Genomic DNA, 25,620 nt, shown 5'->3' on the forward strand with positions numbered 1-25,620 from the left:
CAGAGGTACCCCCATGGCAGAAATCACCGCTTCCCTGGTCAAGGAACTGCGCGAGCGCACCGGCGCCGGCATGATGGAGTGCAAGAAGGCGCTCACCGAGAACAACGGCGACATCGACGCCGCGGCCGAGTGGCTGCGCAAGTCGGGCCTGGCCAAGGCCGACAAGAAGGCCGACCGCGTCGCTGCCGAAGGCCGCATCGCCGTCGCCCAGAACGGCGGCAAGGCCGTGCTGGTCGAGATCAACTCCGAGACCGACTTCGTCGCCAAGGACGAGAACTTCCTCGCCTTCGCCAACGCGGTCGCCAACGCCGCGCTGACCTCCGGCGCCACGAACGTCGAAGGCGTCAAGGCCGCCAAGCTCGCTTCGGGCGAGACGGTCGAGGAAGCCCGCGCCGCCGCGATCGCCAAGCTCGGCGAGAACATCCAGGTGCGTCGCATCGCGCTGGTCGACGGCAACAACAACGTCGCGGCCTACGTGCACGGCGGCAAGATCGGCGTGCTGGTCGAGGTCAAGGGCGGCGATGCCGACCTGGCCCGTGGCCTGGCGATGCACGTCGCCGCGATGAACCCGCCGCACATCAAGGCGTCGGACGTCCCGGCCGACTTCGTCGCGAAGGAAAAGGAAATCGAGCTGGCCAAGATGTCCGACAAGGACAAGGCCAAGCCGGCCGATATCCTCGAGAAGATCATCAGCGGCAAGATCGCCAAGATCGTCAACGAGGTCACGCTGTACGGCCAGCCGTACGTGCTGGACACCAACCAGACCGTCGAGCAGGTCCTGAAGGCCGCCGGTGCCGAAGTGGTCAGCATGCAGCGCCTGGCCGTGGGCGAAGGCATCGAAAAGGTGGTGGAAGACTACGCCGCCGAAGTCATGAAGCAGGCCGGCCTGGCGTAAGCCTTCCGTTCCTTCGGACAGAGAAAAGGCCGCGAGCGATCGCGGCCTTTTCCGTTTGCTGCGGCGCGGGGGAGAGGCGGCGCCGCCGGGGGAAGGTCTGGAGAAGCCGTCCGGGGCCTCTCCAGAAGGGATCTAGGCGGCAGGGTCCGCTTCGATCCGGTGGCGAGTCCCGTGGTTCCCGCCAGTACGCACCCTCCTGGTACGCATGAGTCGTGGCCGCCCAAGATGGACCGCCGAAGAAGTGCGCCATCCGTGGCGCGGAGACATCCGTATCCGTCGTCCTGATTTCTCTTCGTTCTCCATAACGCGCGCCGATTGCATCCCCCCTACCCCGTTCCGACATTTTTTGAGGTCGCCGGCTGAATGCGACGTGGGGACGCGGCAGGCGATGGTTCTAGCGCCGCAGGTTCCCCGCTCCTGCTCGTCATTCCCGCGAAGGCGGGAATCCAGGGACGTTCCATGCTTTCCCGCGTGCGCCCCCGTGACGGGAACCACCAGACGCCTTGACCGTGTAGTGAGAGCGTGGAAAGTCGTGGATTTCCGCCTTCGCGGGAATGACGGTGAAGTGCGCTCGAGTGTGTGCGAGTGCCAGCTACGGCCGGATTGCCGCTGAGCCAGGCGAGCGTTGTCGCCAGCAGCGACAAACGCGCCTCAAGCCGTCATGTCAGAACCGGTAAGCCGCGCTCACCAGGTAATAACGACCGCGCGGGTCGTCGTAGGCGATGTCGTAACCGCCCTTCGCCGGATCGTAGTTGCGCGGCTCGCGATCGGTGAGGTTGTCGATGTTCAGCGACAACCGCCAGTTGTCGAACCCGGTGTACGCGAGATACAGGTCGGCCGTGGTCGACGACGGCGTGCGGCAACGCCCCGCCTGCGTGTTGAGCGTCGGGCACTTGCCCGCGGGCGATGCGATCTCCACCGGACCGAGCTGGTGCACGTTGAGCGTCGTGATCCAGTCGCCGAACATCCACTCCGCTCCCGCCAGCACCGAACGCTTCGGCGAACCGTGTCCGGCGTAATCGAGTTCCGGTGCGTCCGGGCTCGCCTGTCGCGTCAGCGATTCGAGGTAGCTTGCCGCGAGCCGGAAGGTGAAGCGCCCGGCCGATGTCGTGTCGAGGCGGTACTCCGATTGCAGTTCCCAGCCGTCGACCTGCGTGCGGCCGACGTTGGTGAAGTAGTCGTTGATCGCGACGAGTTGCCCCTGCTCGTTGCGTTCGTGCGACAGCGGGAACGCTTCCGGATCCGACAACGCATCGGTCGTCACGATTTCGTTGCGACGACGGATGCGGAAGCGGTCCAGGCTCACGTCGAACGCCTGCGTCGGCGCCCACACCAGGCCCAGCGTCTGGCTGCGGGAGGTCTCCGGCGCGAGGTCCGGATTCTCGATCGCCCCGTGCGTGACGATGCAGTAGTCCACGCCCATGAAGTTCGTCGGAATCGCGCAGGGCGCCATCGCCGGCGTCGCTTCGACGACTTCGAACGTGCCGCCGGCGATGCTCGGCCGGCGCAGTTCGAACAGCGATGGCGCGCGATACCCGGTCGCCGACGTCGCGCGCACGGTGAGCGTCTCCATCGGCATCCACTTCAGCCCGAACATCGGCGAGGTTTCGCTGCCGTAGCCCTGGCGGCTGTCGATGCGCCATGCGAGGTCGGCGTGCAGCCACGTCGCGACCGGCAGGCTCATCTCGGCATAGAACGCCGAACTGGTCTGGCTGTCGTCGAGCCGGCTTTTCTGCGCGCCGAGCGCGACGTCACCGTCGAGCATGCGCTGGTCGGGTTCGTTGCGCAGCGCATCGCGCATCCATTCCACGCCGAGCGCGGTCTGCGCCTCGCCGCCAGGCAGCGAGAACCACGAGCCATTCACCGCGAAGGTGAACTGGTCGAAGCGCGCCTCCCCTTCCACTTCCACCCGCGGCGACAGCGCGCGCAGCACGTCGGGCGGGTTGTCGGGCGAATTGAAGCGGTAGCTGTAGTCGACCAGCGCCTGCGACAGCGCAGCGTTGCTGATCAGCCCGTCGATCTGGTTGTCGACACGGCTTTGATGGTGCGACGCGCCCGCGCGCCACTCCCAGTCGCGCCACAAGCCCGACAGCCCCAGGTCGAGGTCGACCGTGCGCGACTCGCTGCGACTGCGGATCGGGCCAACGTCGAAGAAGGCGTAGTCCAGCTGCGTGGGAATATCGGGAAACAGGTTGTCCGGATGTCCATCCGGCATCGGGATCGCGCCGTGCAGCGGCGCCGCCTGCAGACTCTGGCGCACCTGTCCCAGGCGAAGCGAGCCGTCGAACTCCAGCGTGTCGCCGAGCGGCTGGCGCAGGCGCGTGTAGACCGCTCCGCTTTCCAGTTCCGGCTGCAGCGTCAGGTAACGCGGCACGTCGAGAAAGCAGCCGCCGTTCGCGGCGCGTACATCGTCCGGGCACGCGGGCTGGATGATTTCCAGGTCGAACAGGCTGAAATAGCCCAGCGGAATGCGCCGGTCGGCCAGGCCATGGCGACTCAGGTCGGCGGTGCGCCACGAGCGCGCATCGCCCTCCAGGGCCTCGCGGTGGAAGTAATCGGCACCGAGGAAGAAGTTGCCGCCGCGCTTTGTTCCTTCGCCATAGCTCAGCGACAGGCGTCGCTGCTCGGCATCGCCGCGCTCGGACAGGCCATAGCGCGCGGTGACTTCGCCACCCTGCTGTTCCTTCTTCAGGATGATGTTGATGACGCCGGCCATGGCATCGGCGCCGTAGATGGCCGAGGCACCGCCGCGCATCACTTCGATGCGGTCGACCATCGTGAGCGGAATGCCGTTGAGGTCGGTCAGGCCGCCGAGGTCGGCCGACGCAAGGCCGTAGTTCGCTACGCGACGTCCGTCGATCAGGATCAGTGTCGCCCGCGGACCCAGGCCGTAGAGGCTCGTCGTCGCCGCGGCGGCGAAGGGCTGCTGCGAGTTGAAGCTGCCGTCGGTCGCCACGTCAACCGGATGGTGGCTGATCATGCCGGGCTGGTAGCTCAGCAGCTCGAACACCGTCTGGTAGCCGCTCGCCTCGATCTGCGCGCGGCTGATGCGCGTGAGCGGCGCGGGCGTGACGACGTCGATCGACGCGCGCGGAATGTGCGTGCCGGTCACTTCCACCGTCGCCAGTTCGACCGGCTCGCGCACTGGCGCGGGCACCGGGGCCGCAACCTCAGGCGTCGGGGCGCGTTCGATCAGGAACGTGTTCGGCGTGACCTGTACGGCGTGCAGATCGCTGCCCTGCAACAGCACGTCGAGTGCGCGCGCCGCCGGCAGGTCGGCCTGCAGGCCGGACGAGCGGCGTTCGCCGACCAGCGCGGGCGCGTACATCAACTGCACGCGGCCCTGCGTGGCGAGCGTCTGCAATGCGTGGTCGAGGCTGCCCGCCGGAATGACGAAGCGTACGGACGCGGGCGACGTCGACTCCGCGGCGCACACCGGCGCCGCCGCGCAGGCCATCGAAAGGGCTCCGGCAATGGCGAGGGCGAGTCGGAACTTCCTGGCCATTGGCGATTGCGCGAGTCAACGTGAAAGTTGCTCACACGATACGAGAGCGCGGCTTCGCCGCGCAACGTTTGTTTAACGATCCGGTGTGCGCGCAATGCCGCCGTTCGCTTGACCGCTACCGGCGGGAGCGTCGTACGCGTCAGTTGTCGCGACGATGCAGCACGATCTCGTCCGCTCCGCGACGTTCGGCACGCAGCGACCAGCCGCGCTCCAGCACCGCCACCAGGGCATCCTGGTCGCCGGCGTGGAAGACGCCACTCACCGTCAGCCCGCCGAGTGCCGGATCGGCCAGCCGCACCTGCTGCTTCGAATACTTGTTCATCTCCGCCAGCAGTTCGTCCAGGCGGCGCTGCTTGAACACCAGGTCGCCCTGCGGCCAGGCGCGCGCGCTCGCCACGTCCAGCGGCGCCTTCGGACCGATGCGGCCAGCGGCATCCACGCTCACCGCCTCGCCAGGCGCCAGGCGCGCGACGGCGCGGTCGCCCGTCGTGCTTACATCGACGCGGCCTTCGAGCAGCCCTACGTCCACCGCGCCCTCGCGCCGAGCGACCTGGAAGGTCGTGCCGACGTCGCGCACGACGCTCGGGCCGGCCTTCACCAGGAACGGCCGCTGCGCATCGACGCCGACGACGAACTGCGCACGGCCGCGTTCGAGTTCGACGACGCGTTCGCGCGAATCGAACGTGGCCGTCAGCTGCGTGCCGGTGTCGAGCAGTACGACGGTGCCGTCGGCGAGCGTCACTTCGCTCTGCTGGCCCGTCGTGGTGGCGTAGCGGTGCGAAGTCGCGGCGGTTTCCGGCTCGTAGCGCCACCAGATCGCCGCCACGGCGACCACCAGCACCGCGGCAGCGGCGGCCGGCAGCCACGCGTTGAACGGGCGTGCGGGCGTGCGACGGATGGCGCGCGTGGTCGCGCGCAGCATCTCGTCGGAGCGCAGTTGCGCCGACAGCGCCTGCACGCGCTCCATTTCCAGCCACGCTTCGATGTTTCGCGGCGACTGCGCCAGCCAGTCCTCGAAGGCCGCCCGGTCGGCCGGCGTGCAGTCGGGCGCCATCAGGCGCGCCATCCACGCTTCGGCCTCGCCGTCGGCCGGCTGCCACGTCCGTGTGTTCATGTGCGTTCCTCGCGATCGGCGCCTTCGCTGCGCAGCTTCGTACGCAGCAGCGACAGCGCCTTTCCGATGTGCTTCTCGACGGCCTTCACCGAGATCCCGCAGTGCTGCGCGATCTGGCTGTAACTGAGGCCATCGATGCGGTTGAGCAGGTACACCTGCCGGCAGCGCTCCGGCAGTTGCAGGATCGCCGCGCGCACCAGCGCCAGTTCCTGTTCGTGCCCGATGCGCGTCTCGTGGGTGGGTTCCAGCGACGGCAGGCCGACGAAATCCTGGTCCAGGCTCACGTGCGCAAAGACCTGCCGCGTCGAATCGCGGCGACCGCGGTCGTGGATCACGTTGATGGCGATGCGGTACATCAGCGGGCGCAGCTGTTCGACCGGCTGCGCGCGGTAGCGCATGAGGCGCACCAGCGCTTCCTGCGCGACGTCCTGGGCGTCGTCGTCGCCGATGCGGCGGCTCAGCCACGCGACCAGCATCGGACGGTGTTCGCGCAGGAACTGGTCGAAGCCGTCCCCACCCGCGCCTGTCGCGGCGTGGGCGTCCTCGTCCTGGCTGGATCGCATCGCGCCCGACGGGGTCATGCCGATCGCCTTGCCGTGCGGCAGGGCCAGCCCGAAGGCCGAGAACGATTCGAACGCATGGTAGGGACCGGCGGCTCCAGCGGGGACGGGTTCGGCGCGGTCCGGATCGCCCCACTTCCAGCCCGCTTCCACGTCGGAAAGCAGGCCCTCATCACCGGACAGCACTTCGCTCAAGGCGAATTTGTAGCATGCGCGCGCCGCCCATGCGGAGGCCTCGGCCGCCGTCAAGGCATCCGGATCCGTCATGAGTGCGTGGTGCGCGCGTCCGTCCATGCCAGATCAACGCAGGCTGCCGCCCCTACCCCACCGCCCACGGCCGCGTCCGTTCAGCTCTGCAACGCGGTTCTCATTGGCTCAAGCCATCGGGAATAGCGGCGCCATTTGGGTTCCGCGCGGCTGAGCACGCCTTCACGAACCTGCACGGCGCTGGCCGTGGCGACGCCGCGGCCTTCGCCACGCGGGTCGAGCATGGCCGGCATGAAGTCCAACCCGCAGAAGGCGGCGACTTGGCGCATCACCGGCTCGGGGTCGGCGGTCAGGGCCGCGTAGTCGACGTCGAGCACGCGCCCGGGGAAGCGCGCCTGCCAGTGCGCCATCAGGCGCTGGTACTGCGCGTGGTAGTCGGCCAGTTCGTGCTGCCCGTAGGAATGCGGGTTCGCGTCGGAGAACAGCTCGCGCAGGTTGGAGAAACACGTCTCCATCGGGTCCCGCCGCATGTGGAGGATCTTCGCGTTGGGCAGCGCGCGGCAGATATGGCCGATGTGGAAGAAGTTGGTCGGCAGCTTGTCGATGAACGCGGTCGCGCCGTCGAGTCGCCAGGCGACCCCGTCGAGGTAACCACGCCCGACCCCGGTGAAATCGACGTCGCGCGCACGCTGCACGACGGCCGTGTCGATCACGCCGCGGCAATGCCGATCGGTGGCTTCGCGCATGCGCGAAGTGAAGTCGTACAGCTCGCCCAGCGCGGCGACAGCCGGATGCGCCGCGAGCAGCTGTTCGAGCAGCGTCGTGCCCGAACGGTGCATGCCGACGATGAAGATCGGCGTGGCGTCGTCGGCAGAAACGGAATGCGACGCCGGCGAGGTCGGCGCGGCAATGAGCGCGTCCACCAGCGCAGCGGTTTCCGACGCCGAGTAGCGCAACGTCGAGCGCTTGGCGCGGCAGCCCAGCTCCAGCGCCTGCCAGGCCGCGGCGGCGTCGCCGAGGTCGTCGTATTCCTTGTGCAGCGCGAACGCGAGCAGCGCGACCTCGTCCGCGCGACGGCCCGGGCGCGCCAGTTGCGCGCGGATCGCGTCGACGTGGTTCGACTCCGGCGTCTGCCTGCGCAGGCGGGACAGCGCCCACCATGCCGAGGCGAGTTCCGGCGCGCGTCGCACGCAGCGCATCAGATCGGCTTCGGCCTCGTCGAAACGACCCAGGTAGGTGAGCACCTGCCCGCGCGACACCAGCGTCGGCGGGTAATCGGGATCGCCACGCCTGGCTTCGTCCAGCAGCGCGAGCGCTTCTTCCTGGCGGTTGAGGTAACTCAACTGCGCGGCCATGGTCAGCAGCAGCGGAATGCCCACCTCGCGCAGCGGTGGCAGGCGCTGGAGGATGTCGCGGATCGCGCCGGCTTCGTTGAACGTGCGCAGCCGGCGCACGAGTTCCTGCAGCGACGCCTCGTTCCGTGGCTTGAGCGCGTGCGCGCGCATCGCGGCCTCGCGTGCGGCGCGGTAATGGCCATCGAGCGATTCGACGTACGACAACTGCAACGACGCGCGCGCATCGTCGGGCGCGAGCGTCTGCGCGGCGTGCAGCGCGTGCCGCGCCTGGGCGAAGTCGCGCTGCGCGGCCATCCGCTCGGCGCGTTCCAGCAGGGAATCGATGTTCTGGCTCATCTCGCTCAAAAAAAGCCGCGTCCGCCCCGTGCGTGTGCACGAGGCGGGCGCGGCGCACTGCGGGTTACCAGTTGTACTGCACCATGAAACGCACCGCACGCGGCGCCTGGTACACGGTCGGCGTCAGGTAGGTGATGTCGCGCAGCGAGTTGCCGGTGCTGTCCTCGCCGGACTCGTCCACCGCCAGCGCATCCTGGCGGTTGAAGACGTTGAACACGTCCACCTTCAGCGCCAATCGTCCTTCGGCGAAGGACGGGCGATACGCCACGTTGAGGTCCAGGTTGTAGATGTCGGACGTACGGCCGGCCGTACCACGCGGCACCACCGCGCCGTCGCAGTAGAAGTAGCTGTTGCCGTAACCGATGTCGTCATCCACCGGATTCACGCCGAAGCAGTTGACCGGGCGCCCGCTCTGGTAGAGGAAGTTCGCGCCGGCCGACCACTGGTCGTTGAACTCGTAGTTGCCGAACAGCTTCAGCGTGTGGCGACGGTCGTTGGGCAGGTAGCCTTCCGAACCGATCATCAGCTCCGGATAGTCGAAGTCCTGCGTCACGCCGGTGTCGTCCTGGCCGATGTCGGACTTCACGCCACCTTCGGCGTTGCCCTTGTTCTTCGCCCAGGTGTACGAACCCTGCAGGAAGAACCTGTCGGTCAGCTGGCCCTCGGCGAAAAACTCCAGCGCCTGGTAGGTGCGCTTGGCCTTCGGACCGATGCGGTCGGCCGGGATGTACACGTCTTCCAGCGTGCCGTCGGCGTCGATGTCGATCTGGATGTCCAGGTCGCTGCCGGGGTTGTAGATGTGGCAGAACGCGAACGCCGGGTTGTACGAGTCGATGGCGTACCCGTTCTCGTCGGCCCACTCGGCCAGGATGCGGTAATCGCACTGGTCGTCGATGCCGCGCTTGAGGTCGCGGTAGATCGCGCGAACGCCGCCGGAGAAGTTGTCCGTGATCGCCGCCTGAAAGCCGAGGATGTACTCGTCCTGGTACTGCGGATCGAGGTTCCTGGACGTCACCGTGCGCGGATCCTTGCCGGTGCCGAACTCGTTGTTGAGGTAGGACAGCGCGTCGCGCGCATCGCCCGTGGCGTGCGGGTTGATCGGTGCGCCGGTGACCGGATCGACGCCGTCGTAATACAGGTATTCCTGGCTGTACAGCGACGGGCTTGAACCGCGAATGGCCACGTTCGAGGCGATCGGCAACGCGTAGCGACCGGCGTTACCGAAGATCTTGAACGTCGAATCGCCGTTGACGTCCCACGAGAAGCCCAGGCGCGGACCGAACTGGTTGTCCTGCTTGACGTAGGTCTGGCCTTCGCCGTTCTTGTTCTCGAAGCTGTCCCAGCGCAGGCCGACGTAGGCGATGAAGTTGTCGGTGATGCTCCAGTTGTCCTCGACGTAGAACGCACGCGAATCGACCTCGACGTTCGCGCCGGTCTGGAAGACGCGGCGACGCACCATCTCCTCGTCGCGGCGGACCACGTAACGCCATGCGGCGCCGCCCTCGCTCGCCTCGCCGTCGCGCGACTTGAACGTGTCGGTGTCGTAGCCGAAACGCAGCAGGTGTGCGCCCAGCTGCCATTCGGCATCGATGCGGAACTGCTCGCGCTTGTCGCGTGCGTCCTGCAGGCCGAGGTTGTGCGCGGTGGTGTCTGCGCCGGTCAGGAACGCGCACGAGCTGGTGTACGCCGGGATGAGGCCGGCGACCGCATCTGGACGGCCATCGGTCACCAGCGGGCAACCCTGCGCGCCGACGATGCCGGTGGCGTTGTCGGGGCTGACGTTGCCGTCGTAGACCAGGCGCTGGCCGGCGGCGTTCACCGCGTAGTTGTTGCGCTTGTACTCGCCGGTGCCGTAGAGCGCGCTCAGCGTGAAGGTGTCGGTGAAATAGCCCGTGTACTTCAGGACGTAGTTTTCGCCGCCGTTCTCGTCGTGCACCGTGCCCAGGTAGTTCTGGCGGACGCTCTGGCCCTGCGGATTGGAGAAGACGTCGCGCTCGCTTTCCTTCTTGTCGGAGAAGCCGGTGAATTCCAGCAGGTTGGCGTCGTTGATGTTCCAGTCCAGCTTGACGAGCCAGTTCGGGTTCTTCGCGGTTTCGCTGTCGTTGGCGACGCTGATGTTGTCGCCGAAGTTGCGGATGCCGCTTTCCCGGCCGTACTGCACCAGCGCGTAGCCGAACAGCGTGTCCTTCACCAGCGCGCCGCTGGCCCACACCGACGCGATGGTCTCGTCGCCGAGCTTGTCGCGCGAGTTGTCTTCCACGAGCAGGCCGCTGGGCGAATAGCGGCTCTTGCCGTCCCCGCGCAGGCTTTCGGGCGTGTAGAAGATGTTGCCGCCCGCGTGGAACTCGTTGGTGCCGCGCTTGGTGATCAGGTTGACCACGCCGCCCAGCGCGCGGCCGAACTCGGCGCCGTAGCCGCCGGTCTTGATCTGCTGCTCGCCGATCGCCTCGAACGGGATGTTGGCGAAGTTCAGGCCCTTGAACGAGTTGGTGATGTTGAAGCCGTTGACGAAGTAGGCGTTCTCTGCCACCGACGCACCGCCGAACGAGGCGAGGTTGCCGAAGGCCGCATCGCCCTTCACCGTGCCCGGCGCCAGCAGCGCGACGCTGGTGACGTCACGCGGCACCGGGATCTTCGCGATCTGCTCTGCGGTGAGGATCGTGGTCGATTCCACCGACGAGACGTCGATGGGGTTGACCATCGCCATCGCGGTGACCTGCACCGCGTCCAGCGTCGTCGCGCCGCTGGCAGCGGCTGCGGCGAAATTCACCGACGTACCGGTACCGACGTTGACGGTGACGTTCTCGCGCGTCGAGGTGGTGCCGTCGGCGCGTTGCAGGGTGACGCGATAGTTGCCGGTCGGCAGTGCGGACGCGCGATACGAGCCATCGCTGCCGACGCGGATCTCGCGTTTGAAACCGGTCGACGGATTCTCGACCAGCACGGTGTCGCCCGCCTGCGCTTGGCCGAAGACGGCGCCGGCCGTATTCGACTGGGCGTGGACGTTACTCGCAAAACAAAGGCCAAGCGCTACCGTCAGCGCGCTGCGTCGCAGCGCACGATTCATCGTTGTTCTTGCCACGTTTTGGATCCCCTAAGTGATGGGTGTGCCTTCCCCCCGAAGGCGAGCCGAATATGACTTTCGGCATCCCGGCGCTTCAATGCACGCGACGTGAAATAGTCTTAATCAAGCCATAACAGGCGGATTCAGAAAGTTTTGGCGACAACATCGGCAAAGCCCAAAGTGGCTTTCCGGACAAAACGGCGCTTGCCCGTACGTTGCGATTGCTCTAGCTACGTGGTGCGCCGCGGCAGGGGGCACTCCCGGCGACCCTTGGCGGCATCCCGCGGCCAAGGGGCCCGATCCCGTACAATTCCGCCGTTTGCCCACCCACCACCGAGGCCCCCATGTCCCAGCTCGCCTATCGCCGTGTCCTGCTCAAACTTTCCGGCGAGGCGCTGATGGGGGACGAGGATTACGGGATCGACCCGAAGATGATCGGGCGCCTCGCCCGCGAGGTGATCGAGGCGCAGCAGGCCGGGGCCGAAGTCGCGCTGGTGATCGGCGGCGGCAACATCTTCCGCGGCGCCGGCCTGGCTGCAGGCGGCATGGACCGCGTGACCGGCGACCAGATGGGCATGCTCGCCACCGTCATCAACGCGCTGGCGATGCAGGACGCGCTGGAAAAGCTCGGCGCCCGCTGCCGCGTTATGAGCGCGATCAAGATCAACGACGTGTGCGAGGACTACATCCGCCGCCGCGCGATCCGCCACCTGGAAAAGGGCCGGATCGCGATCTTTGCCGCCGGCACGGGCAATCCGTTCTTCACCACCGATTCGGGCGCGGCGCTGCGCGCCATCGAGATCGGCGCGGACCTGCTGCTGAAGGCGACCAAGGTCGACGGCGTGTACGACAAGGATCCGAAGAAGCACACCGACGCGGTGCGTTTCGAAAAGCTCAGCTACGACGAGGTCATCGCCCGCGACCTGCAGGTGATGGACACCGCCGCCTTCGCCCTCTGCCGCGACAGCGACCTGCCGCTGCGCATTTTCGACATGGGGCAGCCGGGCCAGCTGCTGAAGATCCTCAACGGCGAACATATCGGCACGCTGGTGCAGGGCCGCAACAACTGAGAGCCCGTGCCTGGGCCCCTTTCCCACCGGGAGAGGGGTTGGGGTGAGGGTCGGTGAGGGCCAACCTCCGCGTTTGCGGTGCATGCCTCCCATGCCGGAACGCGAAAATCGATCCCGGCGTTCGCCGGATGACGTCTGAGAAGGCCGCCTCGACAACTGCATCGCTGTAATAGAGTCCGCGCCGATGCCCATGCCACCATCCGGCGCATGGGCCACGGACACCATCACGACCACACTGCCATCAGCTCGACGCGCGCCTTCGCCGCCGTCACGCTGATCAACCTCGCCTACACCGCGCTCGAAGCCGGCTACGGTTTTGCGACCAACTCGCTCGCGCTGCTGTCGGACGCGCTGCACAACTTCGGCGACGTGCTGGGCCTCGGCCTGGCCTGGGGCGCGGCGGCGCTGGCACGACGCGCGCCCACCGACCGCCACACCTACGGCTGGCGCCGCGCCACACTGCTTTCCCCGCTCGCTAACGCCGTGCTGCTGGTCGGCTTCTCCGGCGCGCTGGCCTGGGAAGCGATGCGCCGTTTCAACGCGCCGCCGCAGATCCCGGCGCTGCCGGTGATGATCGTCGCGGCGATCGGCATCGTGGTGAATCTCGGCGCCGCCTGGCTGGTACGCGAGGGTCATGAGCAGGACCTCAACCGTCGCGGCGCGTTCCTGCACCTGATCGCCGATGCCGCGGTGTCGCTCGCCGCCGTCATCGCAGGCGCCGGCATCTGGTGGCTGGGCTGGGCGTGGCTCGACCCGGCGATCGCGCTGCTGGTGAGCGTCGTCGTCGCGGTGGGCGCCTTCGGGCTGCTGCGCGACGCCTTCAACGCCGCGATGGACGCGGTGCCGCCAAGCATCCGCCAGACAGACGTGCAGGACTTCCTTGCGTCCCAGCCCGGCGTGCAGGCCGTGCACCACCTGCACATCTGGTCGCTCGGGGCGGGCGAAATCGCGATGACGGCGCACTTGGTGCGCCCCATGGCCGGGACCGATCTGGGCGAACACGACGCCTTCATCGACCGGCTGAACCGCGAGCTCGACCAGCGTTTCGGCATCAACCACCCGACCCTCCAGGTCGAGCTGGGTCGCGCGTGCGAACACGATCGTCACGACCGCGCCCCGCACGGGGCCCACGAACACCGCCACCCGCACGGCCACGACCACGACCACGCCCACTGAGGCGGCCGCCCGGGATCACGTTCCGTCCACGTGCCGGCCGCGCCCCGCGGGCGGGGATGCGCTGCGTGCCTATATAATCCCGCGATTACCGCAACAGGACCGGAGCCGGCGATGCTCAACGACATCAAGAAAGACGCACAGACCCGCATGGCCAAGAGCGTCGACGCGTTTCGCCACGACCTGATCAAGATCCGCACCGGGCGCGCGACGACCGCGCTGGTCGATCACCTGAAAGTGAACTACTACGGCTCCGACATGCCGCTCTCGCAGGTCGCCACCGTCGCCATCTCCGATGCGCGCTCGCTCACGATCACCCCGTGGGAGAAGCAGATGGTCGGCGCGGTCGAGAAGGCGATCCTCGCCTCCGACCTCGGCCTCACCCCGAACACCGCCGGCACCGTGATCCGCCTCAACCTGCCGGCGCTGACCGAGGAGCGCCGCAAGGAGCTGTCCAAGCTCGTGCACTCGGAGAGCGAGAACGCCAAGGTGGCGATCCGCAACATCCGTCGCGACGCCAACCACCAGGTCAAGGAACTGCTGAAGGACAAGCAGGTGACCGAGGACGACGTGGCGCGCGCCGAGACCGAGATCCAGAAGATCACCGACGCGGCGATCAAGGACGTCGACGAAGTGGTCAAGGCGAAGGAACAGGAACTCATGGCGGTCTGACGGGTCAGAGCCCCGTCATGTCGTCCGACCCTGCCACCGCAGCCGTCCGCATTCCGCGCCACCTCGCCGTCATCATGGACGGCAACGGGCGCTGGGCGGAGCGTCGTCGTCGCCCTCGCGCGATCGGCCATCGCGCCGGCGCGCGCGCGGTCAACGTGTGCATCGACTTCTGCCTCGAGCGCGGCATCGAGGCGCTCACCCTGTTCGCGTTTTCCAGCGAGAACTGGGGCCGCCCCGAGGATGAGGTCGGCGCGCTGATGAAGCTGTTCCTTGGTGCGCTGGAACGCGAGGTCGACGAACTCGACCGCCGCGGCGTGCGCGTGCGCTTCATCGGCGAGCGCGAGCGCTTCAGCGAAGCGATCGGCCGGCAGATGTCCGCCGCCGAGGACCGCACCCGCGCAAACACGCGCCTGCACCTGACCATCGCCGCCAGCTACGGCGGGCGATGGGACATCGCGCAGGCGGCACGCTCGCTCGCCCGCGACGTCGCCGCAGGACATCTGGATCCGGACGACATCGACGAGCGTGCCCTCGCGTCGCGCATGTCGCTGGCCGAGCTGCCGCCGCCGGACCTGTTCATCCGTACCGGCGGCGAAACGCGCATCAGCAACTTCCTGCTGTGGCAGCTGGCGTACACCGAGCTGTGGTTCACCGAGCTGTTGTGGCCCGAATTGGATGCCGCCACACTGCAGCGCGCCCTGGACGACTATTCCGGCCGCCAGCGCCGCTTCGGCCTCACCGGCGCGCAGGTCGCGCCGGCCCCGACCAACGAGATTTCCGAATGACCCGAACCCGCCTGCTCGCCGCACTGGTGATGGCGCCGGTCGCGATCGCCGCGATCCTGCTGCTGCCCACGCCCTGGATGGTCGCGGTCGCGGCGGTGCTGTTCCTGGCGGGACTTTGGGAGTGGTTCGACCTCGCCGAGATCGAGGACACCCTCGCCCGCACCGTGCTGCTGGTCGCCCACCTCGCGGTGATGGTCGCCGTCGTGTGGGCGTCGCGTTCGTCCACGGGCTACAGCATGGTGCTGTTCCAGCTCGCCTGCGTCATCGGCGTGGTGTGGTGGCTGCTGGCACTCGTGTGGCTTGGACGGTACGAATTCGCCAGCGACCACGAAACCTACGCGCGCGTCTTCAAGCTAGCGGCCGGCGCACTGAGCGTGATTCCGGCGTGGTGCGCGCTGGCCTGGATCCATGCGGGCCAGCCCAATGGTCACCGCTGGCTGCTCACGGCGCTCGCCATCGTCTGGGCTGCCGACAGCGGCGCCTACTTCGCCGGCCGCAAACTCGGCGGCAAGCTGTTCGGGCCGCGCAAGCTCGCGCCGCGCATCAGTCCGAACAAGACGATCGAAGGCCTGATGGGCGGCGTGCTCGCCGGCATCGTGGTCGGCATCGCGTTCGCGCTGCTGGCCGGCGCGACGCCGAACCAGCTGCCGGCCGTCGCACTGGTGGCGCTGGTGGCTGTGCTGTTCTCCGTGGTCGGCGACCTGTTCGAAAGCCTGCTCAAGCGGCACGCGGGCGTGAAGGATTCCGGCCACCTGATTCCCGGCCATGGCGGGATCCTCGACCGCATCGACGGCGTGCTTGCCGCGCTGCCGGTGTTCGCCGTCGGCAAGGCGTTCCTTGGTTTCTGATCCGATGGTTCCCGCTTCCGACGATCGCGATCTTCCGATGGGTGTGCACTGATATGCGCCGCGTCGCCGTCCTGGGTGCCACCGGTTCGATCGGCACGTCCGCGCTGGACGTGATCGCGCGCCATCCCGAGCGCCTGCGCGCGTGCGTGCTCGCCGCCGGCAGCAATGCGGCCGCGCTCGTCGAGCTGTGCCGCCGCCATCGCCCCGATCACGCCGTCATCGCCGACGAGGCCGCCTTTGCGACATTGCGCGACGGCTTGCGCAACGCCGGGCTGTCGACGCAGGCCCATTGCGGCGATGACGCGCTGGAACATCTGGTTGCGAGCGACGAATGCGACACCGTCGTTGCGGCCATCGTCGGCGCCGCCGGGCTTCCGTCGACGCTCGCCGCCGCGCGCGCGGGCAAACGCATCCTGCTGGCGAACAAGGAATCGCTCGTGCTCGCGGGCGAACTGCTGATGCAGGTTGCGCACGCAGGTGGCGCGACGATCGTTCCGGTGGACAGCGAACACAACGCGATCTTCCAGTGCCTGCCCGACGCGCATGCGCATGCCGGGCTGCGCCGCATCCTGTTGACCGCGTCGGGCGGCCCGTTCCGCGGCCGTCGTCGCAAGGACCTCGGCGAGGTCACGCCCGAGCAGGCCGTGGCGCATCCCAAATGGTCGATGGGCCCGAAGATCTCGGTCGACTCCGCCACCCTGATGAACAAGGGGCTGGAGGTCATCGAGGCGCACCACCTGTTCGGCGTCGATGGCGACCGCATCCAGGTGCTGGTGCACCCGCAGAGCCTGGTGCACTCGCTGGTGGAGTTCGTCGACGGTTCCACGCTCGCCCAGCTCGGCCTGCCGGACATGCGCACGGCACTGGCGGTCGGGTTCGGCTGGCCCGAACGCATCGAGTCGGGCGTGTCGGGCCTGGACATGCTCGCGCACGGCCGGCTCGACTTCGAGCCGCCGGACCTGGACGCCTTCCCTTGTCTTCGTCTGGCGTTCGAGGCGCTTCTGGCGGGCGGCACCGCGCCGGCCGTCCTGAATGCCGCCAACGAAGTGGCCGTTTCAGCATTTCTTCAGCGCCGCATCGGTTTCCTAGCGATACCCGCGATGGTCGAGGACACCCTCGCCGCGCTCCCCTCCACCCCGGCGACGTCGCTGGCGGCCCTGCGCGATGCCGATGCACAGGCACGACGCCATGCCGCACAGGCCGTCGCCGCCTGCGCATGACCACCTCCGGCCTGAGCCCGCATCGCCATGAGTGAGTTCCTCGGCTCCATCTGGTGGTTGATCGTCGCGATCGGCGTGCTCGTGACCTTTCACGAGTTCGGGCACTACTGGATCGCGCGACGCAGCGGCGTCAAGGTGCTGCGCTTCTCGGTCGGCTTCGGCAAGCCGCTGTGGATGCGTCGTGGCAAGGACGGCACCGAATACGTGATCGCGGCGATCCCGCTCGGCGGCTACGTCAAGATGCTCGACGAGCGCGAGTTCACCGTGCCGCCCGCGCTGCAGCCGCAGGCGTTCAACCGGCAGCCGGTGTGGAAGCGCATCGCCATCGTGGCCGCTGGCCCGATCGCCAATCTCATCCTCTGCGTGGCCTTGTTCTGGGCGATGTTCGTGGTCGGCCGCGCCGACTACGCGCCCGTCGTCGGTCACGCTACCGGCATCGCGGCGTCGGCTGGCCTGCGGCAGGGCGACACGATCCTCGCCGTAGGCGACCGCCAGACGCCGACGTGGAGCGAGGCAGTCATGGCGCTGATTCCGGCCGCGCTCGACCACGCCGACACGACGGTGCGCGTGCGCACGGACTCGGGCAGCGAAGCCACGCGCGAACTGCATCTGTCCGACCTGCCCGCGACGTTCGACGAACGCCGCGCGGTCGAGGTAATGGGCCTGACCCCGCGCTACATGCTGGTGCCGCCGCTGGTGGGCCGTGTCGCGCCGGACACACCCGCGTGGGGCGTGCTCGCCGAAGGCGACCGGATCACCGCGATCGACGGTCAGCCGGTCACGGCATGGGACGATATCGGCCCGCGGGTGCAGGCGCTTGGCGAGCACGGTGGCCCGGCGATGATCGAAGTCGAGCGCAAGGGCGATCGCCTCGCGCTGGAGATCGCGCCGGCGCGCATGAAGCACGCGCAGACGGGCCAGGAGTACTGGGGACTGGGTGTCGCCGCGGCGATGCCACCCGAACCGGCAAAGGATGCCGTGCTGCGCTACGGCCCCATCGCCGCCATCCCCGCCGCGTTCCGCGAGAGCGTCCACCAGACGCAGGAATTGTTCGCGATGATCGGCCGCGCCTTCACCGGGCGCGTATCGGTGCAGAACACCGTCGCAGGCCCGATCACCATCGCGCGCGCCGCCAACATGTCCGCCCAGAACGGTGCGGCGTGGTTCCTGCAGATGCTGGCGATGCTATCGCTCAGCCTGGGCATCCTGAACCTGCTGCCGATCCCGATCTTGGACGGCGGTCACCTGCTGTATTACCTTATCGAGCTGGTCAAGGGCAGCCCGGTCAGCGAACGGGCGATGGCCGCCGGACAGTACGTGGGCCTGGCGCTGATCGCCGGCCTGATGGGCCTGGCGTTCTACAACGACATCATGAACAACCTGGTGCGCTGATGCCGGACACCTGCCTGCGCCGATCCGCTTTCGCCTCGAACCGACGCCCGGCCCCGGGCCAACACGACCCTCAACCGGACGTATCAATGACGCCAACGCCGCCCCGCCGCCTGCTCGCCCTCGCCCTGATCGCGGCGATGGGTTCGACCGCCCTGCCTGCCCTGGCACAGTCGGCCGATCCGTTCGCCCTGGCAGGCTCGCCGCAGTCGACTGCGTCCGTCGGTACGTTCACCGTCAGCGACATCCGCATCGACGGCCTGCAGCGCATCTCCGCCGGTACGGTGTTCACCTACCTGCCGATCGAGCGCGGCGACACCATCGACGCCTCGCGCGTCGGCGAAGCGATCCGCTCGCTCTACAAGACCGGCTTCTTCGAGGACGTCAACGTCGGCCGCCAGGGCGACATCCTCGTGGTCACCGTGACCGAGCGCCCCGCGATCAACAAGCTCACGCTGACGGGCAACAAGGACATCAAGTCCGAGGACCTGCTCAAGGGTTTGAAGGAAGCCGGTCTCTCCGAAGGCGACACCTTCGACCGCCTCGCGCTCGATCGCGTGACGCAGGAACTGACGCGCCAGTACAACAACCGCGGCAAGTACAACGTCGAGATCAATCCGACGGTCTCGCGCCTGGACCGCAATCGCGTCGACATCACGATCACCGTCAAGGAAGGCAAGGCAGCCAAGATCCGCCACGTCAACCTGATCGGCAACGAGAAGTTCGAAGAGAAGGACATCCTCGACAGCTGGGAGTCGAAGGAGCACAACTGGCTGAGCTGGTACCGCCGCGACGACCAGTACTCGCGCGAGAAGCTCTCCGGCGACCTCGAGAAGCTCAACTCCTGGTACCTGGACCGCGGCTACGTGGACTTCAGCGTGGACTCCACGCAGGTCTCGATCAGCCCCGACCGCCAGGACATGTTCCTCACCGCCGGCATCACCGAGGGCGAGCAGTACAAGGTCGCCAGCGTGCAGGTCACCGGCGACACGATCCTGCCGAAGGAGCAGATCGAGCGCCTGGTGCTGGTCAAGCCCGACCAGATCTTCTCGCGCCGCCTGCTGGAAATCAGCTCCGACGCGATCGTCAACACGCTCAGCAACGTCGGCTACGCGTTCGCGCAGGTCAATCCGATCCCGGACGTGAACCGCGAGAACAAGACCGTCGGCATCAACATGCAGGTGGTGCCGGGCCCGCGCGTCAACGTGCGCCGCATCACCTACAAGGGCAACAGCCGCACCAGCGACGAAGTGATCCGTCGCGAGATGCGCCAGTTCGAAGGTTCCTGGTATTCGCAGGCCGCCATCGACCGCTCGAAGATCCGCCTGCAGCAGCTGGGCTACTTCGAGACTGTCGACGTCGAGACCGTGCCAGTGCCGGGCACCAACGACCAGGTCGACGTGGTCTACAACCTCAAGGAAACCACGTCGGGCAGCTTCGTGTTCGGCCTGGGCTTCTCGCAGCTGTCGGGCCTGACCGCGCAGGTGCAGCTGTCGCAGACCAACTTCCTGGGCAGCGGCAACCAGGTGTCGGTGCAGGCGCAGCGCAATGACTACATGCAGCGCTACGACTTCTCGTTCCGCAACCCGTACTTCACCGACAACGGTCTTTCGCTGGGCTACAACCTGTGGTGGCGCGAGCTCGACTACTCCGACTTCAACACCGCGCAGTACTCGACCAACTCCGGCGCCGCGCAGGCGGTGTTCGGCCTGCCGATCACCGAGACCGACACGGTCACGGCGATGCTGGGCGTCGACACGAACGAGATCCTGGTGTTCCAGGGCTCTACGCCTCAGAGCATCGTCGACTACATCAAGGCGGTCGATCGCCAGACGTTCCATGCCTGGCGTGCGGAACTGGGTTGGGGCCGCAACTCGCTCGACAGCTTCCTCACCCCGACGCGCGGCATGCAACAGCGCGTATGGCTTGAAGCAACCCTGCCCGGCTCCACCGCCGAGTACTACAAGCTCAACTACAACATCTCCAAGTTCTGGCCGCTGTCGCGTCACTTCGTGCTCAACACGCGCGCGGAACTGGGTTACGGCGACAGTTACGGGAAGGAAACCACGCGCAATCTGTGCCGTACACCTGGCAACACTACGTGTGTCCCGGGCGACGCCGAATTCGTGCGTACCGCTTCGACAGAGGGGCTGCCCTTCTTCGAGAACTTCTACGCGGGCGGCGTGCGCTCGGTGCGTGGTTTCACCGACAACACACTCGGTCCGCGCGACGCCCCGGAGGGTAATTCGAGCTATCTGCAGCCGATCGGTGGCGCGTTCAAGACGGTGGGCTCGCTGGAAATGTACTTCCCGACCCTGCTCGACACACCGGCGGCACGTGTCTCGGCATTCGTCGACGTAGGCAACGTCTACAAGGACTACGACGCCTTCGATACCGGCGAACTGCGGGCTTCGACCGGTATTGCACTGATGTGGCGCTCGCCGATGGGCCCCATCTCCATCAGCTACGCGTTCCCGCTCAAGAAGCAGGACACCGAATACGATTCGAGCGGCCGCCTCATCCAGGAAGGCGACGAGCTGGAGCGCCTGCAGTTCACCTTCGGCGGTACGTTCTGACGGCACCGCCGATGGCGTCCGTCGCGTACACGGCCGACGAACTGGCGCAGCGCTTCGGCCTGCGCCTCCACGGCGATGGCGCCGTGCGCGTGGATGGCGTCGGCACGCTCGCGCGCGCCGGCGCTTCGCAGCTGGCGTTCCTCGCCAATCCGAAGTACCGCAGCCAGTTAGCGCAGAGCCAGGCTGGCATCGTCGTCATGCGCGAGGACGACGCGGCCGGTTACGAGCGCACCGCGCTGATCGCGCGCGATCCCTACGCCGCGTTCGCCAAGATCTCCGGCCTGTTCGAACCGCGCCCCGTGCGCGATGCCGGCGTGCATGCGTCGGCCGTGGTCGATCCGTCGGCCAGCGTCGATCCGTCCGCGCACGTCGGCCCGTTCGTCAGCATCGGCGCGCGCAGCCGCGTGGAACCCGGCGCGATCGTCGGGCCAGGCTGCGTGATCGGCGAGGACTGCGTCGTCGGCGCCGGCAGCGAACTCGTCGCACGCGTCACGCTCGTCGCGCGCGTACGACTCGGCCAGCGCGTCACGATCCATCCCGGTGCCGTGCTCGGCGCCGCAGGCTTCGGCCTGGCGATGGAAGCCGGCCGCTGGCTCAACGTGCCGCAGCTCGGCGGCGTGACCGTCGGCGACGACTGCGAGATCGGCGCCAACACCTGCATCGACCGCGGCGCGATCGAGGACACGGTGCTGGAAGAAGACGTGCGCCTGGATAACCTGATCCAGATCGGCCACAACGTCGTCATCGGCGCGCATACCGCCATTGCCGGCTGCGCCGCGGTGGCCGGCAGCGCGCGCATCGGCCGCTACTGCCTGATCGGCGGCGCCGCGGGCGTGGTGGGTCATCTGGAAATCTGCGACAAGGTCGTCGTCACGGCGATGAGCCTGGTCACCAGTTCGATCCGCGAGCCGGGCGAGTACTCCTCCGGCACGCCGCTGATGGACAACCGCAGCTGGCGCAAGAACGCCGCACGCTTCAAGCAGCTGGACGCCCTCGCCCGCCGCATCGGCGGTCGCGGCACGGCCGACTGACCGCTCGCCACGCGCCGTACCCGTCCGTCCGGGCGTCAGCGCACCAGTCGCGGTACGATTCGGCCCTCACGAAAAGCCGGCACGGCCGGCACCGGAAACGTCGCGCACGAGGCGCGGCCATCGATGCGCGGGATGCGCTGTCAAGGATCACCATGAGCCACAACGTGCAACTCCCGCTCGACGTCGTCGAGATCCAGAAGCTGCTGCCGCACCGCTATCCGTTCCTGCTGGTCGATCGCGTGGTCGAGTTCGAGCCGAACAAGCGCGTCCTGGCGTACAAGAACGTCACCGCCAACGAGCCCTTCTTCCAGGGCCATTTCCCGGGCCATCCGGTGATGCCGGGCGTGCTGGTGGTCGAAGCGCTCGCGCAGGCCGGCGGCGTGCTCACGCAGCTGTCCAACGGCAGCACGGCCGACGGCCGCCTGTTCTACCTGGTGAAGATCGACAACGCGAAGTTTTCGAAGATGGTCGTGCCGGGCGATCGCCTCGACCTGGAAGTCTCGCTCAAGCGCGTGATCCGCAACGTCGCGATCTACACCGGCATCGCCAGCGTCAACGGCGAGCAGGTCGCCTGCGCCGAAGTCGTCTGCGCCGAAGCCAAGGGTTGAGGCCATGACCGCGCCGCGCATCCATCCCAGTGCCGTCGTCGAAGCCGGTGCCCGACTGGGCGATGGCGTTGAAGTCGGCGCGTTCTGCTACATCGGCGCCGAGGTCGAAGTCGGCGACGGCACGACGTTCGGCCCGCATTGCAGCGTGCACGGCCCTACGCGCATCGGTCGCGAGAACCGTTTCATCGGTCACTGCGCCATCGGCGGCGAGCCGCAGGACAAGAAGTACCACGGCGAGCGCGTCGAACTCGAAATCGGCGACCGCAACCTGTTCCGCGAATTCACCACGATCAACCGCGGCACCGGCACCGGCGGCGGCATCACGCGCATCGGCCACGACAACTGGTTCCTCGCCTACACGCACGTCGCGCACGACTGCATGATCGGCAACAGCTGCGTGTTCTCGAACAACGCCACGCTCGCCGGCCACGTGACCATCGGCGACCACGTGATCATGTCGGGCTTCGCCGGCGTGCATCAGTTCTGCCGCATCGGTGCGCATGCGTTCATCGGCATGGGCGCGCTGGTGAATGGCGACGTCCCGCCGTTTTTGATGATCGCGCAGGACGGCTACGGCCGGCCGCGCGGCATCAACAGCGAAGGGCTGAAGCGTCGCGGCTTCGACGCCGACCGCATCAGCGCGATCAAGCGCGCCTACCGGGCCGTGTACATGTCCGGTGGCTCGCTGGAAGACGCGCGCGCGAAGCTCGCGGAACTGGCGGCCGACAGCGAGGATGCGCGCGCCTTCCTGGCGTTCATCGAAAGCAGCGAGCGGCCGCTGCTGCGTTGATCCGCGATTCCGGAGCGGTAGGGCGCATGCCGCTCAACCGCTTTGCCGCTGAACGCGCCACCTCGCCGGACGCCGCGACGCCCCCGGGCTATCATCCGGGCGCGCCCGCCGAACACCGCCTGCCTTGAACCGCTCCGAATTCCCCGCCCCCGCCGACCGCCCCCTGCGCATCGCACTGTGCGCGGGCGAAGCCTCGGGCGACCTGCTCGGCGCCGGGCTCGTCGCCGAACTGCGCAAGCGCTTTCCGAACGCGGAATTCGTCGGCATCGGCGGCGACCAGATGCGCGCGGCGGGGCTGGACAGCTGGTTCGACGCCTCGGAACTGGCGGTCATGGGTTTGGCCGAAGTCCTGCGTCACCTGCCGCGGCTGCTGCGCCTGCGTCGCGAATTCCGCGAACGGCTGCTCGCGTGGAAGCCCGACGTCTTCATCGGCATCGACGCACCCGACTTCAACCTCGGCGTCGAGCGCTGGCTTCGCGAGCGCGGAATGCGCACCGTGCATTACGTGAGCCCGTCTGTGTGGGCCTGGCGCGAGAAGCGTGCGGAGAAGATCGGCCGCAGCGCGGATTGCGTGCTGTGCCTGTTCCCGATGGAGCCGCCGATCTACGCGCGCCACGGCATCGATGCGCGTTTCGTCGGCCATCCGCTCGCCGACGAGATGCCGCTGGAACCGGACCGCGACACCGCGCGTCGCCGGCTCGGTCTGGATGCTACGCGTCCTGTGCTCGCACTGTTGCCGGGTTCGCGCGTGGGCGAGATCGAACGGCTCGGCCCGGACTTTCTTTCCGCCGCGTCGAAGCTGCTCGCGCAGGATCCGACGTTGCAGGTCGTCGTGCCGATGGCGAACGAGCACGCACGCGCCGCGTTCCAGCGCGTGCTCGCCGCGCATCCGGACAGCATCGCGCTGAGCGCGGCGCTGCGCGTGCTCAACGGGCAGGCGCGCACGCTGATGATCGGCAGCGACGCGATCCTGCTCGCCTCGGGCACCGCGACGCTGGAAGCCATGCTCGCCAAGCGTCCGATGGTCGTCGCCTACAAGGTCGCGCCGCTCACCTACACGCTGGTGAAAGGCCTCGGCCTGTTGAAGGTCGCGCACTACTCGTTGCCGAACGTGCTCGCCGGCGAGCCGGTCGTGCCGGAACTGATGCAGCAGGACTGCACGCCCGACAACCTCGCCGCTGCGGTCGCGCCGTTCCTGCGCGATCCGTCCGCAAGCGCGGCGCTCGAACCGCGTTTCCGCGAGCTCCACCTGCAATTGCGGCAGGACGCGTCCGCCCGCGCCGCCGACGCGGTGGCCGAATTGATCGGAGCCCGCCATGTCGCCTGACGGCTCGCAGCTCGCTCTGGGACTGGCCGCACGCGACGGCGGCGCACCGCCGCGCGTGGCCGGCGTGGACGAGGCCGGGCGTGGTCCGCTGGCCGGGCCCGTCGTCGTCGCGGCCGTCGTGTTCGCGCCCGGTCGCACGCCGATCAATGGGCTCGACGATTCCAAGCAGCTCACCGCGCAGCGTCGCGAAGTGCTCTACGAGCGCATCATCGAACGCGCGCTCGCGTGGCACATCGAGTTCGTGACGCACGAGGAAATCGACCGTCTCAACATCTACCACGCGACGATGGCCGGCATGAGCCGTTCGATCGCGTGCCTCCACCATCGCGTGGACGTGGTGCGCATCGACGGCAACGCGCTGCCGCGCGGACTGCCCTGCGCCGCGGAAGCCTGGGTGAACGGCGACGCGCGCGATCGTTCGATCATGGCCGCATCGATCCTCGCGAAGGTATCGCGCGACCGCTACATGCAGTCCCTGCACGAGCGCTTCCCGCTCTACCGTTTCGACCAGCACAAGGGCTACAGCACGCCGGTACACCTGTCCGCGCTGCGGGAACACGGCCCGTGTCCGGAACACCGGCGCAGCTTCGCGCCGGTGCAGGCGGCGTGCCGCGGCGAGGCCGCGCCACCGGTGGTCGACGAACTGCCGCTTGCCGCTATTTCTTGATGATGATCGCCGGGTCCATGGCCTTGCCCGCGACGATGACGTCGTAGTCGTAAGTCCCCTCGTTGCCTCGTGCATTGACGTTGTACTGCTGCTTACCGTTGGACGAGGGCGAGGACGTCGGCTCTTTCGGCATGCCCTTGCCTCCCGGGTTTCCCGCGTCCTTGAACCGCAACGAGAACGCCGTCGTGTCCGCCACCCAGGTGATCGAGGCCCCCTGCATCACGTGGCATGCCTTCGGCGTCACCGTCGGCACAGGCGTCGTCGTGTCGATCTGGACGTAAACCGGCGCGCTCGACGCCTTGTCGCTGCACAGAACCGGCTGCTGCGCACGGCATGCGCTGCACGAAAGCACGGTCGCGACGGCCAGCGCGGCCGCGAATAGTGGCAAGGCATTCATGGTTCTTCTCCTTCGTATGGCGCCCGGGGGG

The 25,620-nt window shown here is 67.7% G+C and carries 20 protein-coding genes; 14 read left to right on the forward strand and 6 right to left on the reverse strand.

The genetic code is table 11. From position 1 onward, the window contains the following. Window positions 1-13 precede the first annotated feature (13 nt). Complete coding sequence (gene tsf / locus DX912_RS02350) at window positions 14-895, forward strand: translation elongation factor Ts (RefSeq protein ID WP_115840823.1); 882 nt, start codon at window positions 14-16, stop codon at window positions 893-895. A 664-nt stretch (window positions 896-1,559) separates the two neighbouring features. Here tsf and DX912_RS02355 read toward each other — a convergent pair. From DX912_RS02355 to DX912_RS02375, 5 genes are all read right to left on the reverse strand, one after another. After that, on the reverse strand, window positions 1,560-4,352 hold the full coding sequence (locus DX912_RS02355) for a TonB-dependent receptor (protein WP_181902675.1): 2,793 nt from the start codon (window positions 4,350-4,352) through the stop codon (window positions 1,560-1,562). Window positions 4,353-4,539: 187 nt separating this feature from the next. After that, window positions 4,540-5,514, reverse strand: a complete 975-nt coding sequence (locus DX912_RS02360; RefSeq protein ID WP_115840825.1) for a FecR family protein — start codon at window positions 5,512-5,514, stop codon at window positions 4,540-4,542. Continuing rightward, window positions 5,511-6,260 carry an RNA polymerase sigma factor gene (locus tag DX912_RS02365; RefSeq protein ID WP_325050550.1) on the reverse strand — a complete coding sequence of 250 codons (750 nt, stop codon included), beginning with the start codon at window positions 6,258-6,260 and terminating at the stop codon, window positions 5,511-5,513. The genes DX912_RS02360 and DX912_RS02365 overlap by 4 nt, the downstream gene beginning before the upstream one ends. Window positions 6,261-6,421: 161 nt before the next feature. Continuing rightward, the gene (locus DX912_RS02370) at window positions 6,422-7,972 is read right to left on the reverse strand and encodes a tetratricopeptide repeat-containing sulfotransferase family protein (RefSeq protein ID WP_115840826.1); all 1,551 of its coding nucleotides are present in this window, start codon (window positions 7,970-7,972) and stop codon (window positions 6,422-6,424) included. Between the two features lie 64 nt (window positions 7,973-8,036). Further along, window positions 8,037-11,039 (reverse strand): TonB-dependent receptor, encoded by a 3,003-nt coding sequence (locus tag DX912_RS02375; RefSeq protein WP_115840827.1) that lies wholly within the window; start codon window positions 11,037-11,039, stop codon window positions 8,037-8,039. 341 nt (window positions 11,040-11,380) lie between these two features. Here DX912_RS02375 and pyrH point away from each other — a divergent pair, with 341 nt between their 5' ends. From pyrH to DX912_RS02440, 13 genes are all read left to right on the forward strand, one after another. Then, window positions 11,381-12,106 (forward strand): UMP kinase, encoded by a 726-nt coding sequence (pyrH, locus tag DX912_RS02380; RefSeq protein WP_115840828.1) that lies wholly within the window; start codon window positions 11,381-11,383, stop codon window positions 12,104-12,106. A gap of 207 nt (window positions 12,107-12,313) precedes the next feature. Next, window positions 12,314-13,282, forward strand: a complete 969-nt coding sequence (locus DX912_RS02385; protein ID WP_115840829.1) for a cation diffusion facilitator family transporter — start codon at window positions 12,314-12,316, stop codon at window positions 13,280-13,282. 111 nt (window positions 13,283-13,393) lie between these two features. Continuing rightward, on the forward strand, window positions 13,394-13,951 hold the full coding sequence (gene frr / locus DX912_RS02390) for a ribosome recycling factor (RefSeq protein ID WP_115840830.1): 558 nt from the start codon (window positions 13,394-13,396) through the stop codon (window positions 13,949-13,951). A 17-nt stretch (window positions 13,952-13,968) separates the two neighbouring features. Continuing rightward, window positions 13,969-14,736, forward strand: a complete 768-nt coding sequence (uppS, locus tag DX912_RS02395; protein WP_115840831.1) for a polyprenyl diphosphate synthase — start codon at window positions 13,969-13,971, stop codon at window positions 14,734-14,736. After that, window positions 14,733-15,584 (forward strand): phosphatidate cytidylyltransferase, encoded by an 852-nt coding sequence (locus DX912_RS02400; RefSeq protein WP_115840832.1) that lies wholly within the window; start codon window positions 14,733-14,735, stop codon window positions 15,582-15,584. Before uppS ends, DX912_RS02400 begins: the two co-directional genes overlap by 4 nt. 53 nt (window positions 15,585-15,637) lie before the next feature. After that, a complete protein-coding gene (locus DX912_RS02405) occupies window positions 15,638-16,804 on the forward strand; it encodes a 1-deoxy-D-xylulose-5-phosphate reductoisomerase (RefSeq protein ID WP_115840833.1) in 1,167 nt (388 codons plus the stop codon). A 27-nt stretch (window positions 16,805-16,831) separates the two neighbouring features. Next, window positions 16,832-18,196, forward strand: a complete 1,365-nt coding sequence (gene rseP / locus DX912_RS02410; protein WP_115840834.1) for an RIP metalloprotease RseP — start codon at window positions 16,832-16,834, stop codon at window positions 18,194-18,196. 86 nt (window positions 18,197-18,282) lie between these two features. Next, window positions 18,283-20,769: an outer membrane protein assembly factor BamA gene (gene bamA / locus DX912_RS02415; protein WP_115840835.1), complete on the forward strand. Its 2,487-nt coding sequence runs from the start codon at window positions 18,283-18,285 to the stop codon at window positions 20,767-20,769. Window positions 20,770-20,780: 11 nt separating this feature from the next. Further along, a complete protein-coding gene (lpxD, locus tag DX912_RS02420) occupies window positions 20,781-21,800 on the forward strand; it encodes a UDP-3-O-(3-hydroxymyristoyl)glucosamine N-acyltransferase (protein WP_115840836.1) in 1,020 nt (339 codons plus the stop codon). Window positions 21,801-21,952: 152 nt separating this feature from the next. Further along, entirely contained in the window at window positions 21,953-22,408 is a 456-nt protein-coding gene (gene fabZ / locus DX912_RS02425) for a 3-hydroxyacyl-ACP dehydratase FabZ (protein ID WP_115840837.1), read from the forward strand. A gap of 4 nt (window positions 22,409-22,412) precedes the next feature. Further along, window positions 22,413-23,198 carry an acyl-ACP--UDP-N-acetylglucosamine O-acyltransferase gene (gene lpxA, locus DX912_RS02430; protein WP_115840838.1) on the forward strand — a complete coding sequence of 262 codons (786 nt, stop codon included), beginning with the start codon at window positions 22,413-22,415 and terminating at the stop codon, window positions 23,196-23,198. A gap of 124 nt (window positions 23,199-23,322) precedes the next feature. Then, window positions 23,323-24,525 (forward strand): lipid-A-disaccharide synthase, encoded by a 1,203-nt coding sequence (gene lpxB / locus DX912_RS02435; RefSeq protein ID WP_115840839.1) that lies wholly within the window; start codon window positions 23,323-23,325, stop codon window positions 24,523-24,525. After that, window positions 24,515-25,192 (forward strand): ribonuclease HII, encoded by a 678-nt coding sequence (locus tag DX912_RS02440; protein WP_115840840.1) that lies wholly within the window; start codon window positions 24,515-24,517, stop codon window positions 25,190-25,192. Before lpxB ends, DX912_RS02440 begins: the two co-directional genes overlap by 11 nt. On the opposite strand, the gene DX912_RS02445 is transcribed toward DX912_RS02440, so the two are convergent. After that, complete coding sequence (locus tag DX912_RS02445; protein ID WP_115840841.1) at window positions 25,182-25,589, reverse strand: hypothetical protein; 408 nt, start codon at window positions 25,587-25,589, stop codon at window positions 25,182-25,184. The two genes, DX912_RS02440 and DX912_RS02445, sit on opposite strands and share 11 nt — an antisense overlap. Between the last annotated feature and the right edge of the window lie 31 nt (window positions 25,590-25,620).

This window comes from Lysobacter soli, assembly GCF_003382285.1.
Taxonomy (GTDB): domain Bacteria; phylum Pseudomonadota; class Gammaproteobacteria; order Xanthomonadales; family Xanthomonadaceae; genus Lysobacter_J; species Lysobacter_J soli.